This is a genomic window from Sulfitobacter sp. SK012, from assembly GCF_003352085.1.
Classification (GTDB): Bacteria; Pseudomonadota; Alphaproteobacteria; order Rhodobacterales; family Rhodobacteraceae; genus Sulfitobacter.
The window spans coordinates 143,427-158,381 of sequence record NZ_CP025804.1 but is presented as its reverse complement, the minus strand read 5'-3'; the positions used below and the strand labels follow the sequence as shown (position 1 = coordinate 158,381).

Sequence of the window (14,955 nt, the reverse complement as noted above, 5' to 3'; positions counted from 1 at the left end):
CTACGTAGGGGTGCTCACGCCGTCAAAGCCGTGCCCATTAGCATCTTCGTACTGACCGAGACAAACGGACCCACGTCCCGGTGCATCCAGCTTCACTGCATAAGTGGACCCAATCGCTTCGTGGAACCAAGACGCGCGTTCGAAGAGCTCACCATACGTCGTTTGAATTTGATCAGGCGAATTGATCAGAGCCACATACCAACGCCGGCCTTCGTAAAAACCCGCGTCTTCAAATCGCGTTTTGAAGGTATTATTTATCGCCATGAGGTAACCAACCCGCTCCGCTTTGATCAGGAGCTCTTCTTGTTTGGCCGTGGGCGCGAACGGTTTACCTTTTTCGATACCAAGATTCTTAAGAATGGCGTGAAAGAACACGTCGCGATCCTGCATCTTTTCGCGTTGGACGATTGTGTTCAGGTTCTCCCAAAACGCCATGCCATATAGCTGCGCTTGCATGAATACGTCATTGGATTTCCCCAGTTTTTCGCGTTGTGCAAGTTCTGGCTTCAGGAACGGGTAAGAGTCGAATTCCGCATTTATTCTTTCGTGGTCCTTGCCAGGTGGAGTCAGATTACGGGTACCCAACCACACTACGTTGGTGGGAGAATGTACAACTTTATAGGAGCCATCATGCGCCGGGACCTTTTGCTGCGAGCCGACGATCAGCAGCTTGAGGCCCTCACCTTTGTCGCCGCCTGTCACTCTGGTGTCGAGGATTGGCCGCTACCACTGATCCCCTACATATCCGGCGGTTGCGCCGGCCGGAATAACCCAGACAGCCGGGCCGTGCACATTCGTATCTACGAATGAAATCACATAAGTTACCCGCGTATTCGGAGTTAGAATTCCGGACGCTTCATCATAACCATGATAAAGTGAAATCTGACCGTCCAGACTGGGATGCGCTCCCATGTCTATGTTCGCGTTTTCCCAACCTTTGAGGTCCATGGCAGGCATCGACCATAGATAGGTGTAGCACCCCGCCGTAATAGTCCATCGCCTCGAAGAGTTTCTCAAATGACTCCGGTTGGAATGCCGTTGATCATTTCGACCCCGTAACACCGTAGGTTTCGCGTTCCAAATTCTGTGCCATTGCCACGTTTGAAATCAGCACTGCAGATAGAACCATAAGAAATTCCATAGCGTCCCCCCATAGCAGAAAACCCGTAAACACGAACATGAAGTCGCGTCACACCAGTGTGTGCCAACTTATGTGGTGAAGATTAGCGCTCTGTCTTCATTTGAAAAACACACCAAGCATTACAGCTATTTCTTTTCTGCATTTGCTGCTTCTTCAACCAGCTGCTGTTGAACCGCACCGCTTGCCGCCCCTTGGATGGTAGCACGCTGTTCCACATTCAGATCATCGTGATCTTCCATGCCCGGTATGGCGACCCGTACTTCGCGACGTGCGAATTCGATCCCATTTGCCTCGAACTCTTTGCGCACACGGTTGTAGATTTCCTTGCGGATGGTGAACTGCGTACCCGGCTTCGCCATGAACTTGCCGCGCATAACGATACCAACATCATCGAACTGGAATACGCCCTGGCTTTTGAACGGCTCTAGGAAATCTTCCTTGAAGAGCGGGTCTTCCAGCATCTCAGCGCCGATCTTCTTAAAGATCTTTTTGACCTTGTTCGGATCGGTATCAAACGGAACCGTGAACATCAGTTTCATGATGACCCAGTCACGGCTAAAGTTCGTGACCTTTTCGATACCACCATAAGGAATGGTGTGCACATTGCCGCGGTGATGGCGCATTTGCATCGACCGGATAGAGATCTTTTCGACCGCACCCATCGTTCCGCCAACGTCGATGTATTCGCCGATACGAAAAGCGTCATCGATCAAGAAGAATACTCCAGACACGATGTCCGTCACCAGTTTTTGTGCACCGAAACCAATTGCCAATCCGAGGATACCAGCACCTGCCAAAAGCGGCGTGGTGTCGATGCCAAGGCTCCCTATGGCCAACAAGCCAAAGATCGTGCCAATGGCCATCTGCGCTGCAATCAGCACCATCGGCAACACAGTCGCAAGCCGCGATCCGCCCGCGCCGCCGCCATCGCCACCAGCCTGATCCGACGTCACACCAACCGACTGCTCGCGCGCTAGTCGTCTGTTAACCCAGAGCGACATCATTTCATAAACGATGTAGCCAACCGCACAGATAACAAGGAACTCGATCAGATTGCCGGCAAATTGCGCGCCCACACCTGACGAGCCAATATTGGCAAGGTCGATATTCCACGTCCCCGCTATGATCAGCACAATCAAGCCAAATGCCAGAACTCGGCCGATCCGGATCATACTGCGCTTGTTCGATTTATAGGCCTGTTCTGCGATCGGACCATCGCCAATCATCGGAGGTTGCAGATGCTTCACAAGACCGCGGTTTGCGGTGTCGATCAAAGGAGCGCTGAGCAACCAGAACATCGTGGTGTAATGCGGCGCATTCAAAAGCATGAAGCCTTGGCCTTTGCCTATAATGATGTTGGTTACGGCCCATACAGCGACTGACACCGCAATCATGAAATGGGGATAGTAGCGCGCCATCTGCTCGTCGAAATCTGTGCTGTCTGGGTCGTTTCCGCGCATCATCTGCGTAAGACCATCGCGCGCTGTCCACGCAATCACGATGACATAAAGGAACAACGCATAGGTAAGCCAAAGGCCGAGACTGGTCTCTCCGAGAGCAATTCCAAATCGCACGTTAAAGCCAACGATAAAGAGTGGGAAACCTCCGAGCAGCGTTAGCCCGATCACATTACGATGAAGGTATTTAGCCCAGTGATCACTGACGCTCAGCAAGCGAAACTGCGGTTTTTCAGGCGCAAGTACAAACCGTGACAGTGCCGCGACAATACGTGGGAATAAGACCAGATATTTTACGGCAGGTGCGGCGACTGCCGCCTGTTCGGCCGTCAAGAATGATGCCCCAATCGCTCGGATAACAGTATAGAAAATTATGATCCCAAGGATTTCACGCCACAATCTGAGAGCCAGAAATTTCAAAGTCCCCAAAAGAGTATCGGATTCCGGAGCGGTCGGCGACTTGCGCCAGCGTTGAAAGAGTTGGGTCAACAACCGTTCAGCGCCATATCCTACAACCATCGCGGCGGCCACAATGGCGAACATACTCAGCATGCCATTGAGACCAAAAGCAGTTGCGAAGTTAGAGAAGGCTTCAATCTGTCGGCTCACTAGGTTCGGCAAACTCGTAATTGCATTAAGACCTGGCGTGTAGAAAGCCGTCCAGGTGTCGGAAATCACGTCAATAATAGAAGGCGTCACAACCCTTACCTCGGCCTCAGCCTCGGCAACTGCGTCCAACCGACCAAGCAACATCAGTCGCACTTGCTCTTCTGACATCAGGGATACCATCTCCCGCACGGTTTCCGGTGTCAAAGGAGTGGGCAAATCAGGCACGGTGGTTCCAACCTGAGCCCCGCCTTCGCTTCCAAGCATCACCTGCGCTGTTGCGCCGACTGTTGTGCAAAACAACAATGACAGTGTGGCTAAGAGCAGCGTGACGCGATTTCGCATTTTTATTTCCTGTATGAATTGGAAGGGCAAAGAACTTCCTCTTTGTTTTCTACCCTTTTTTTCGAATATATTTCAACTGATCTGTGTGATTTGCATTTTGAATTTAGCGCCTTAGGCACTGTTTCTGGTCTAGACTTGCTTCTCCTCTTTTTTGCAAAAGCGCGTTATTGCGCTCACTTCAACTCTTCAGTGACTTCGCCCCCCGCACTAATTGTTAATTATGGTACGCCCCACGCGCCTGATCGTACGCATCAACTGCACTCATCCGGGATGTAAAATCACTGTTCTTCGCAATGGTCACCCTTTTACGAACCCGAGTAACGCAAAGTGACGGATAAGGTGATGTCTATGGCAGGGACCCATGGCCCATCATACTCGATTAGGGAGCTTCGGCTTGTTTCAGCAACGTTCCGAGCCTAGATAACATGGCATGAAAAGTGACCCTTATTATGTAACCACCGCTGCTCTTTCTGAGCTGGGAGGACAGCGCGTTTGGTCGTTGATGGTCACGCTTTTTGGCGACCTCGCGCAAGCGCCTGGCGATTCAATTGACGGGCCCGTTCTGTCAGCAATCATGGCCGCAATGGATATTCGACCCGAAGCGGTGCGTGTTGCCCTGCACCGGCTGCGCAAGGATGGTTGGATCACATCGAACAAGACCGGGAGAACGAGCCGTCACAGCCTGACACCCTCTGGCCGCGCGCAGACCGTTGCAGCCAGCAAGCGCATCTATGCTGATCCGAGCGCGCAAGATGAAAACTGGCAGGTCGTCCTTTTGGAAGACGCTACAAGTTTTAGCCGTGCAGAAATGCTGCAACACGGTTTCGCGCCTCTTATGCCACGAACATATATCGGGTCTGCACATGCGCAGACCCTCAAAGGCATGGTGACCCTTCCCGGCGGCGAAGTGACAGATTGGTTGCGCGCGCAGCTGGAACCTACTCAGCAGTCACAAGACTATGCCGAGCTGCTGCAGATTCTGGCGCAAGCGCAAAGCGCCCTGCCTGATCAAACAAATTTCAGCGCCTGCCAAATTGCAGTATTGCGGTGCCTGATCGTGCACAATTGGCGTCGCATCATACTGAAACACCCCGATTTGCCGCGCGCCCTTTTCCCCAGCGATTGGGCGGGTCACAGTTGTCACGCAAGCGTCGATGCGCTTTTGAATCGTTACCCTCGCCCTGCGTTAACCGATATCCTTGAGCCCTGAGCAAGCGTACTTTCCCTACCCACTGCCCCACGATATAGAGAAAACCATGACCAATCGCCTCTACCAAAATGACCTACCCGACGGCCTTGACCTGGGCCCTATCGTCGCCATCGACTGTGAAACGATGGGGCTACGTCCGCATCGCGACCGGCTGTGTGTCGTGCAACTGTCTGGCGGGGACGGCAACGCCCACCTGATCCAGATCGCGAAGGGCCAAACTGCCGCTCCAAACCTCTGCGCACTGCTGGCAAACAAAGACGTACTCAAACTTTTCCACTTTGGTAGATTTGATATTGCCGCAATGGAAAACACGTTCGGTACTGTGGCGACGCCCGTCTATTGCACAAAAATTGCCAGTCGCTTGGTGCGCACTTATACTGACCGTCATGGGTTGGCCAAATTGTTGCAGGAACTTCTGAGCGTCGATATCTCCAAACAGCAACAGTCCAGTGATTGGGGTGCCGACAAGCTTACCACTGCACAGATCGACTACGCAGCCTCCGATGTTTTGTACCTGCATGGATTGCGCAAAGCGCTAAATGTCATGTTGTTGCGAGAAGGACGGATGGAAATGGCACAGGCCTGCTTTGATTTTTTACCGATGCGCGCACATCTTGATCTGGAAGGGTGGCCCGAGACGGACATCTTTGCCCACGCATGAGTACACCTTTTCTAGATACCGCCCGGCGCGTCATCCGGACTGAAGCCACCGCGCTTAACACATTAGCAGATATGCTCGATGACAGCTTTCGGGCGGGTATCGATTTGCTGAACGGTGCTAAAGGCCGAGTCATCGTGACAGGCATCGGCAAGTCAGGCCACATCGCCAACAAGATCGCAGCGACCCTTGCAAGCACCGGGACACCTGCCCAATTCGTGCATCCCGCCGAAGCCAGCCATGGCGATTTAGGCATGATCACTGCAGCTGATGTAGTGCTTGCGATCTCGAATTCTGGCGAAGCACCTGAGCTGGCAAACCTCATCGCATATTCCCGCCGTTTCGACATCCCATTGGTCGGCATAACCAGCCGTGCGGACAGCAGCTTGGGCAATCAATGCGATGTCGTCTTGTTGCTGCCGCGTCTCGAAGAAGCCTGTGGCACCGGCATCGTACCCACAACATCGACCACTATGACCCTAGCGATGGGGGATGCACTCGCAGTCGCGCTCATGGAAAACCGCGCCTTTTCAGCAGAGCATTTCCGGGCTTTCCATCCAGGAGGAAAATTGGGTGCACAGCTTAGTCTTGTGTCCGATTTGATGCACAGCGGCGACTCGATGCCTCTGATAGACATGAACGCGCCCATGTCCGACGTATTGACCGAGCTGGGCGACAAGGCGTTTGGCGTTGTTATTGTGATTAATGATGCAGGACAAACCCAAGGGATCATCACCGTGGGCGACCTAAGCCGCAATATGGAAGGGCTTTTGTCACTCAAGGCCTGCGATGTCATGACCAAGGACCCGATCGTAATCTCGCCTAGCGATCTAGCCGAGAAGGCTGTTGGCATCATGAATACGCGCAAGATCACCTGCCTGCTCGTCGCTGACCCAGCGCACCCTCAAAAACCCGCAGGTCTGTTGCACATCCATGACTGCTTGCGCGTCGGGCTGAGTTAGAAAGCCATGCGCCCGGATAGCCATACGAGAACGGTTACTTGGTTGAAGGTGGCGTTCCCACTGGCAGCACTGGGGATTCTTTCAACGCTCTTTTTACTGTCACGCACCATCGACACGGAAAGCGCTATCCCCTTTGCTGACAAAGAAATTCAGGAGAGACTGCGCGACCAGCAAGTCACCGCTCCATTTTTCTCAGGCAGCACAGCAGACGGTGATCAACTGTCCTTTTCGGCCGTCAAATTGACCACACCCAGCGGCCAGCTTGGCGCGAATGAAGCCGAAGGCGTCCTTGCGCGAATTGAGACCGCCGACGGTAACCGCATTAAAGTTCAAGCCAACATGGCGCGCTTTGACATAGCCGCTGACATGGCTGACTTGGAAGGCGACGTGGTGCTAGAAACTTCGTCCGGTTACCGAATGACAACCCGAACGTTGACGTCTCAAATGTCATCGTTCGAGATCAACGCCCCTGATGCCGTCCACGCGGTGGGGCCTTTAGGTGTCCTCGATGCAGGCTCAATGACGATAAAAACCCCACAAGCGGGTGAAAACGTTCAATTGATTTTCAATAACGGGGTGAAGCTGGTATATACCCCAAATTAAGTCGACGATCGGTTTGGAAAGTGACGCGCGTGAAGATTCTTCGAATTATATGTATACCACTTTTCGTGGTCCTGTCTTTTTCTGCCGTTTACGCTCAAGGCACAGGCGTTGCATTTGGGACGATACGGCAAGACACGAACCTTCCTGTCGAGGTGACATCAGACGATTTGTCCGTTGATCAGGCCACCGGAACAGCAATTTTCACAGGAAACGTCGTGATTGGACAGGGTGAAATGCGCCTGTCTGCGGCTCGTGTTTTGGTCATCTACAGGGCTGAGCAACAAGGCATCGCACGCCTCGAAGCTACGGGTGGTGTGACGCTAGTTTCTGGCCCTGATGCTGCAGAATCAGATCGTGCAGATTACAATATTGACGAAGGTACGATCGTGATGACCGGCAGTGTTTTGTTGGCCCAAGGCCCTAGCGCATTAAGCGCAGACAAGATGACCGTGCGCCTCTCAGACGGTACGGCGCGCATGTCGGGGCGGGTTAAAACCATCCTCCAGACGGGTCCTGAAAACTAATGGCCAACCCAACATTGACCGTAGCGACAGGCGGCGCGGGCCTGCGAATCGAACATTTGCGCAAGTCCTATCGCAAAAAGATCGTGATTCGCGACTTCACGATGGAATTGAATCGCGGCGAGGTCGTGGCCCTGCTTGGCCCCAACGGGTCGGGCAAAACAACGACATTTTATTCTGTAGCCGGGTTGGTCACCCCCGAAGGTGGCACTGTCACGATTGACGGCAAAGACGTCACTGCCTTGCCTATGTACCGCCGCGCGCAGCTTGGCATTGGGTACTTGCCACAAGAAATGAGCATTTTTCGAGGCCTCAGTGTGCAAGACAACATCGGTGCCGTGCTTGAGATCGTCGAGCCGGACCGCCGCAAGCGGCGCAAAAGACTCGAAGAACTCCTCAGCGAATTCTCAATCGAACACCTGCGCCGCGCGCCCGCGTTAGCCTTGTCAGGCGGCGAGCGTCGTCGCGTTGAAATCGCCCGCTGCCTTGCAGCGGACCCCAAATACCTGCTGTTGGATGAACCCTTCGCCGGTGTCGATCCAATCTCTGTTGGGGATATCCGGAATCTTGTCGCGGACCTCAAGAAACGTGGCATTGGCGTGCTGATTACTGACCATAATGTCCGCGAAACACTGGAAATAGTTGACCGCGCCTACATTCTTCACGAAGGGCGGGTCTTGATGTCTGGCACTCCTGAAGAAGTGGTGCGTAACGGCGATGTACGGCGGGTCTATCTGGGTGATAATTTCCGCATTTCCTGAGGGTTAACGTGAAATCCTTAACAGGTTCGTGTAATCAGCAGCATTGACTTTTGTAAAAGATTCGGCGTTTGATAGGACTATGGTAACCCCGTTGTTCCTGTCTGTTCTGCCTTCGACCGCACTTTGTGGCGTGGCTGCAGACAACCTGAAAACGGCTACCACTTTCCCGATCTGAACTGCATGCGCCTGTGATCAAAATCACAGGACAACTGCCGTTCGATCACACTAAAAAGGAGAAGATATGCGGTACCAAATCAGCGGCAAACAAATCGATATCGGCACAGCACTTCAAACGCATGTGAAAACCGAGCTTGGTGAGGCTGTCAAAAAATACGCTGAACGACCTACGGACGCTACAGTCGTCTTCTCAAAATCGGGACACGAATATGTCTGCGAAGCGACTGTGCACCTATCGACTGGCCTGACTGCCTCCGCTCGGGCACATGAAAACGAAATTTATGCAGCTTTTGATGGATGTTGCGAAAAAATGGAGAAGCAACTGCGCCGATACAAGCGTCGGTTGAAAGATCATCACAAAGATCGTGCCGAACCGGTTGAACTTTTCGGTGCCGCCTCCTATATCCTCGCCTCAGAAAGTGATTCCGAAGGACAGGAACCCGATACGCTCCAACCCATGATCATTGCCGAAATGCAGACCAAGATTGCAACCTTGTCTGTCGGCGAAGCGGTCATGCAAATGGAATTGTCAGGTACTCCCGTTGTGGTGTTTCGCAAGCAAGGTAATGAGGGGGTCAACGTCGTGTACCGTCGTGAAGACGGCAACATTGGCTGGATCGACCCCGCTTAACAAAAGGCGGCGCGCTCAAAGGGCGCGCCACAACATGGCGGACTGTATGAACTTTGAGAAACTACTCATCCCCAAAGCCGTAAAGGTTGTGACATCGGTCACGAGCAAAAAGCGGCTGTTGTCGGAACTCGGAGACTTCGCCCATGAAGTCTACGATATGCCTGCTGTCGCCGCCGTCGAGGCGCTGCTTGCACGCGAAGCGTTAGGGCCCACGGGTGTCGGACACGGTGTTGCGCTGCCACACGCCCGCATCAAAGAGCTTGATCATGTCGTTGGCCTGTTCGTGCTCCTTGACAAGCCCATTGATTTTGGCTCGGTTGATCGCCAACCTGTCGACATCGCATTTGCGCTCTTTGCGCCTGAAGAAGCCGGGGTAGAGCATCTCAAGGCGCTCGCACTCGTATCAAGGACCCTACGCGATACGGCCACTTGCGCGAAATTGCGCGCGAACCCCGAAGCCAGCACACTCTATACCATCCTTACCGAAGCCGAAGCGATGCAGGCCGCCTGATCAGGCCCAGCTACCAAATCCGAACATCATGTAGTCGCGTTGGTAAACCTGTCCGGTAAGCTTTTCTATTTCTTCGTCATAGACGTCATCAAGCAAGAACGCGGTGTTGGGCCCTGCCGACTCGGGCGCTGTTGTTTCAGGGTAGCCCAGCGTTTCGGCAAGCTGTGGCAGCGTGTCGGCGATTTCGCTCTCACGCAAGATAAGATCAGGCAGGGCAAAGTCTCCAAACCCCTGAACGGTTTGCGACTGAGTACACCACGATTGGTCAACCCGCACAGCCGTCTGGCCAGCAAGATTGCCCTTGAGAAAGCTCAGAAACGCTTTGAACGCAGTCCGGTGCGCCATAAGATCATAGCCTGCATCTTCCATCGTCGCCGGCAGGGGCATTTTGTACCTACGGATCAGGGTCTGTCGCAACTGCGCGTAGCCTCCCTTGCCCGTATTAAGAATGCGATGACAAAACGCCTCGTGCGCCCGAGAAACGGGGTGGCGCAGAACCGTAAAACTGCGATGGCCAACAGTGCGCCGCTTCCATCGCCGCAAATCCTTTTGCATCATGCGTGACAGCAAGTCCGTGGGCTGCACCCCATCCAAAGCAGCCAGCCATTGTCGTATCCCAGCCTGGGGCCCCGACGGGATTGGCATGAACAACAGCGGTGCCTTTGCTCCGGCTACGTAGCTTGGCACATTTGGGCCTCTTCGCGGCTCGAAATTCGGCGTGCGGTTGAGGTCAAAGCGATCCAATCGGGACAACATCTGTGTCATCTCAGCAAAGTTGCTGACCTTGTCTGAGATTGGGCTAGGGTTCTGCTTTTTAAGCTTCTTGTCCAGCTCCTCAAGCGTATCGTCCACACCGAGATATCGCGCGATACCATTCATCACCTCGACGCTTTGGAGATCTTCATAGGCCACATAAAACGCCGTCTGCCCGGAGACCTGTAAGCGGTGCATCAGCTCAAGCTGAAACGCTTGCAATGCAGCCAGATGTGCTTCGAATTCATCGCCGTTAAACTTGGCCTGCGCGGATTTATGCGCTTTGACATCTGTTAGCTTCCACTGCCCGGTTTCCTGCGCAATCTTCCAACTTACATAGCTCTCTACCGGGTTGCGGGTCAGAATGATCTTGGCGCAGCGCGGGTTCTCCAGCACCACGTCCAACACTCTCGGGTCATGGTCATGAAAGTAACGAAAACCGCTCATCTCAGGTGTTGCACAGATCGCTTCCAGTAAAACGGACGGCTGCGCATCACGACTCTTCTGATCGATACCCAGAATGGAATCCACATTTGGATAGCCAATGAAATGTGGATTGAACGCCTCGCCATGACAGGCGATGCCGTCAAAGGCATTCAAATTCGCTTCAAGGAAATTTGAACCTGTTCGCATCTCTGCAAATACGGCGAAACTGTCAAAGCGTGCGGTCATATTTTACTTCACCAGATAGGGTTTGCGCTGCTGCTTTGCGGTTGCTGTTGGGCCATGCTCAACCGGGAAATCTCCCATGAGATAGGGATGCATTCCTTGGTTTTTGAGGTTTTGTAAGAACTGCCCAAACCCATGCAGGTCCACCATCTTGGGTGCCTCAGCCAGCCGCCGTATGCGTGTTTGCCCGATCTCATCCAAAATCCCCTGCAACGGCTCCATCGGCGCTTCGATAAATTCCGCCATGGTCCATATGCGCACCCGTGCCTTTGTATAAGGAGAGCGCAAAACATCCATCTGATCGCTTTCAATCTTTTGTAGGTTAGCAGCCAGCTTGCGAATATCGGCGAAATCGCGGTTCGATCGGAAAAGCGGAATTGCCCAAGCACCTGTGATGACAGAAATTTGCGCGTGTGGATCTTTGGCGACGCGCCAGTTCGTATCTTGGGTATCGTCTGGCCCAAACTGAAAACACTGCCGCTCACCTCGTGTGTTCCAAATGAGATTGGTCAGAAAGGCGTTAGCGTTATAATCGCGCAACTCTGCACTGTCGCTCAATGCACCGTTCAGCGCGGTTTGGCCGTCGGCATAATGCACCCTATCAGCAGCAAAAAGATGCCCATGCACCCTCGCCGCAGTCGCTTTTGCCAACCACGGTTCGAAATTCTCAAAAAGTTCAGTAAAGCCCTGAAACATCGAATAAGGCGCGGCAGTAACGCCATTTTCCCAATCTTCATTAGGAAAGCGGCTCTGCATATAGAGACCTGGACGGCCCCGTGTCCGACGCTCAACCGCCTTCGAGAAAATACGGTCAATTTTACCTGGGTTTGGCTCCGTCTTTTTCATTGCCCCAGCAGCATCCGTCAAAAACGCTTCATAAAGCCGATCTGCGTAAGGCCAGATCTTGCGCGCTACGAAACAATCAGAACGGCGTAAGAGCTGCAGATGGTCATCATAGAAAATATGCGGTTTACCCTGAAAATCGAACTTCGACAGGGTCAAAGAGCGGCTTTCTACATTGATCGCATAGAGCCGCGACAGGGTCTGGAAATAGCTCTCATCGGGTATCCAGACGCGTTTGAAATATCGGTCATATTCGTCCCGATCAGGGTCTTGAAGAATTGCCGAAAGGGTCTGCCGGGTCAGGCACCACCACTGCGAACCCATGTGTGGGATAATGCCGTTAGGCATCTTGCGCCTAAAACCAAAGCGCCGCTGAAATTCAACAGTGCGGTCAAAAAGGAACCGCTGGCGCTTCCACGAAAAGGGGAAATGCATGGTGAACCGTTCCGCATCCAACCCCCCGACGGTCCAAGGAACATCCGCCGTTGTCGCACTTTCAATAAAGTCGGTTTGAGGTCGTGCAGCGAGATAATCGATCAGTTCTTGCACCGGGCGCAGCGGTAGGCATGATCCGGAAGCAAGATAGACATGGCGCACCTCAGCGAAGCTCGCCAGCACAAGTTCGGAGGCGACCTGCGAAGCAGCCACGATGCCCCACGTGCCCCACTCGCACCGGAAGCGTTTTGAAAACATCAGGTTTGGCACATCCGACAAAGCGCTGACAAAAGCGTCGTACGTACGCTTGGGCACTCCTTTGTCTACATGAATAACAACGGGACAATCCGCTTGGGCCCAGTGGCGCGCAACCTGCTCCGCCCTCCCAAGTGCTGTGTGGACCAGCATCACGATCCCGACGCCCGCCGTCACGCCCAGTTGCCTTTCGACATCAGGCCAAGGATCTCAAGTTGGCGCCAGTTGATGTAACGCTCTGACCATTTGCACCACAGATGCGGATTGTCAGAGAGGCTTTGTGCATACGCTTTGTATTCTACAGAGCCTGCATAATGCTGACCGCGCTCAAGCTCTTCTTGTGCCTTGGCACCAAAGGTGTCGAGAAATTTGGTATGCAACAACACGCCCGACGCTTTTTCCCCGCCCCACTCGTCATAGACTTGGTTTAGACCGCGCGGCAAAAGCATATGGGTTGAACTAACGTACGCATAACGGCGATCCCACTTAACCAGCGGTACCTTATTGAGCGCCGGTGCTTTCTCCGGCTCATCAGGAAAGAAGACCCGGCTGCGAGGGCCGCCTTGGATCCACAGATTTGTAAAATTATGATTGCGCGAAATGGTATAGTTGCCGCTGTCAAACCACGATGCAATCTCAATCGGGTCTTGGCCCATCCGGTAGGGTTGCTCGTCCAACCGGCCTTTGGGGTACATATCAAGTAGCATTGCAGAGAACGATTTGATCGACGATGCATCTAACCAATCGGTCAACGCGCGCAAAGGCCGCGTGTCACAAAACGGATAGACCAGGAATTCGTCCGGATCGACTGTAAGCACCCAATGCCCGTGAGCGTGCTTCATCTGTAAATAGTTCAGCCAATCTACACCAAATCTTGAGCGCTTGTAGCTTGCGCGTGTACTCCAGACGGACACGTCAGGCTGATTTAGGAGATAGTCTAGCGATCCATCTTCACTGTCGTTATCCACGAAAAAGAAGTGACCGACGCCTTGCTTGCGGTAATAATCAAGAAAATAGGGGAGGCGGATTTTCTCATTCCGTTGGGTACAGAACAGCAGAATATCGTCGGGCCGGATTTGTCCGGTCCTGTTTGCAACGCTTTTCAGCTCTCGCTTTTTACGTAGCGCCCTAAGGCGCCACCGCTTGCGCTGAAGCCTTAGCCGATATGACTGCAAAGCTCCCAAGAACTACCCTTAACACCGCGGACATTCGCTCTTCTATGGCGGTTATCAGGTTAACCTTAACACGGTCTTGAAATGATCGTCCCATTTTGGGGCGTCAAACCTGATTTTTTCCCGCTTAGCGTGAGAACGTGTTGTCCAAGCCTCAATCGTACTTAACCACAGATAGCTGTCTGAAACCGTTGCGTAAACGGCTTTTTCGCCCAAAATCTCCCTAAAGGTCTCAATATCGTTGCAAAAAACCGGCGTACCTAACGTCAGTGCTTCAATCGCTGGTAGGCCAAAGCCTTCTGCATGGCTTGGAAACAACAAACCCTGTGCGCCAGCGACCAGTCTTGAGAGCGCCGCGTCACTAAGATCGTTGACCTCTTTTACCCGTGAAGTCGCGCTCAATCCATCAAGTTGGTCAAAAACTTCACGATTGTTCCAGCCTCGATTGCCGCATATCAACAAGAGTGGCGCAGCCGGCCCCATCTGCGCCCAAAGATCCAACAAGAAAGCATGGTTCTTGCGCGGCTCGATGGTGCCGACGGTGACAAAATAGGGCTCAGTTGGCGATAGCCCAGGCGGTAATTTTGAAGCGTCAGGCTCGGATATGGTTGTGCCTAAATGGGCGACAACCCCGTTGGGAACTGTGCCCCAGCTTTGCATGTGCGCCTCAGCGCGGCGTTTAGTATCGGCTGAATTATAGATGATCAAATCCGCGTGAGCTTGAGCCCTACGCAACTTTTCCTCAAACGGGCGGACGGTATTAGGGCGCTGAAACTGCGGGAAATCCAGCGGAATAGCATCATGGATCAGCACAGATATGTGCGCGCCTGAAACCGATTTTACGGCCCGAAAGACTCGATCTGTAAGGTTGCTATGCCCAACATTGAGATACGCAAACCCAGGTGGCAGATGGCGTTCGAGCAGTTTTGGTAAGCCCCAAGGAGCCACGCGACCAATTGCCAATCGTCGCGCAGAACTAAGCGCCTGCCGGACCTCAGTCGTCACATTTCGGTGCATCCCGGAGAGAATGCCTGTTGGCGGAAATGGCGACACGCCACGCAGCTGTTGAGCAAAAATTGTCAGAACAGCAGGGTCCAACAAAAGGTATCCTAGCGACGTCCGGATCAAACCAAAGACAGGTACAGGATCAGCAATCAGCGCCTTCAGATACGCAGCTTCAACCCGGTCCACCCCTGTTGGCAAATGGCCCGCCCGACGCAAACTGCGTGTAAGGTCCAAAAGCCG

Annotated in this window: 15 protein-coding genes; 9 read left to right on the top strand and 6 right to left on the bottom strand. The window is 53.2% G+C overall.

The window, feature by feature from the left end; translation table 11 throughout:
- Positions 1-456, bottom strand: coding sequence for a hypothetical protein (locus C1J03_RS25190; protein WP_162798420.1), 456 nt, complete (start codon positions 454-456; stop codon positions 1-3).
- A 150-nt stretch (positions 457-606) separates the two neighbouring features.
- Between C1J03_RS25190 and C1J03_RS25185 the strand changes: the two genes are divergently transcribed.
- Complete coding sequence (locus tag C1J03_RS25185; RefSeq protein ID WP_162798419.1) at positions 607-810, top strand: hypothetical protein; 204 nt, start codon at positions 607-609, stop codon at positions 808-810.
- A gap of 456 nt (positions 811-1,266) precedes the next feature.
- Here the strand turns inward: C1J03_RS25185 and C1J03_RS00750 are convergent, their stop codons facing one another.
- Entirely contained in the window at positions 1,267-3,549 is a 2,283-nt protein-coding gene (locus C1J03_RS00750; RefSeq protein ID WP_114882725.1) for a mechanosensitive ion channel family protein, read from the bottom strand.
- Positions 3,550-3,979: 430 nt separating this feature from the next.
- On the opposite strand from C1J03_RS00750, the gene C1J03_RS00745 reads away from it, so the two are divergent.
- The 8 genes from C1J03_RS00745 to C1J03_RS00710 all read left to right on the top strand — a co-directional run bounded on the left by C1J03_RS00745 (position 3,980) and on the right by C1J03_RS00710 (position 9,583).
- Positions 3,980-4,759 (top strand): PaaX family transcriptional regulator C-terminal domain-containing protein, encoded by a 780-nt coding sequence (locus C1J03_RS00745; RefSeq protein WP_114882723.1) that lies wholly within the window; start codon positions 3,980-3,982, stop codon positions 4,757-4,759.
- 46 nt (positions 4,760-4,805) lie between these two features.
- Entirely contained in the window at positions 4,806-5,420 is a 615-nt protein-coding gene (locus C1J03_RS00740; protein ID WP_114882721.1) for a ribonuclease D, read from the top strand.
- The gene (locus tag C1J03_RS00735; protein WP_114882719.1) at positions 5,417-6,379 is read left to right on the top strand and encodes a KpsF/GutQ family sugar-phosphate isomerase; all 963 of its coding nucleotides are present in this window, start codon (positions 5,417-5,419) and stop codon (positions 6,377-6,379) included. The genes C1J03_RS00740 and C1J03_RS00735 overlap by 4 nt, the downstream gene beginning before the upstream one ends.
- Positions 6,380-6,385: 6 nt before the next feature.
- Positions 6,386-6,982 carry a hypothetical protein gene (locus tag C1J03_RS00730; protein WP_114882717.1) on the top strand — a complete coding sequence of 199 codons (597 nt, stop codon included), beginning with the start codon at positions 6,386-6,388 and terminating at the stop codon, positions 6,980-6,982.
- Positions 6,983-7,002: 20 nt separating this feature from the next.
- Positions 7,003-7,506, top strand: a complete 504-nt coding sequence (gene lptA / locus C1J03_RS00725; RefSeq protein ID WP_114882715.1) for a lipopolysaccharide transport periplasmic protein LptA — start codon at positions 7,003-7,005, stop codon at positions 7,504-7,506.
- Positions 7,506-8,264 carry an LPS export ABC transporter ATP-binding protein gene (gene lptB / locus C1J03_RS00720; protein ID WP_114882713.1) on the top strand — a complete coding sequence of 253 codons (759 nt, stop codon included), beginning with the start codon at positions 7,506-7,508 and terminating at the stop codon, positions 8,262-8,264. Before lptA ends, lptB begins: the two co-directional genes overlap by 1 nt.
- Positions 8,265-8,505: 241 nt before the next feature.
- A complete protein-coding gene (hpf, locus tag C1J03_RS00715) occupies positions 8,506-9,072 on the top strand; it encodes a ribosome hibernation-promoting factor, HPF/YfiA family (protein WP_114882712.1) in 567 nt (188 codons plus the stop codon).
- Between the two features lie 46 nt (positions 9,073-9,118).
- Positions 9,119-9,583, top strand: coding sequence for a PTS sugar transporter subunit IIA (locus C1J03_RS00710; RefSeq protein WP_114882710.1), 465 nt, complete (start codon positions 9,119-9,121; stop codon positions 9,581-9,583).
- Here C1J03_RS00710 and C1J03_RS00705 read toward each other — a convergent pair whose 3' ends face one another.
- The 4 genes from C1J03_RS00705 to C1J03_RS00690 are packed head-to-tail and all read right to left on the bottom strand — an operon-like array spanning position 9,584 to position 14,949.
- The gene (locus tag C1J03_RS00705; protein ID WP_114882708.1) at positions 9,584-11,008 is read right to left on the bottom strand and encodes a sulfotransferase family 2 domain-containing protein; all 1,425 of its coding nucleotides are present in this window, start codon (positions 11,006-11,008) and stop codon (positions 9,584-9,586) included. It lies immediately after the preceding gene.
- A 3-nt stretch (positions 11,009-11,011) separates the two neighbouring features.
- The gene (locus tag C1J03_RS00700; protein WP_114888777.1) at positions 11,012-12,691 is read right to left on the bottom strand and encodes a DUF5927 domain-containing protein; all 1,680 of its coding nucleotides are present in this window, start codon (positions 12,689-12,691) and stop codon (positions 11,012-11,014) included.
- Between the two features lie 20 nt (positions 12,692-12,711).
- A complete protein-coding gene (locus C1J03_RS00695; protein ID WP_114882706.1) occupies positions 12,712-13,722 on the bottom strand; it encodes a glycosyltransferase family 2 protein in 1,011 nt (336 codons plus the stop codon).
- 45 nt (positions 13,723-13,767) lie between these two features.
- Positions 13,768-14,949, bottom strand: a complete 1,182-nt coding sequence (locus C1J03_RS00690; RefSeq protein ID WP_162798418.1) for a glycosyltransferase family 4 protein — start codon at positions 14,947-14,949, stop codon at positions 13,768-13,770.
- Positions 14,950-14,955 lie beyond the last annotated feature (6 nt).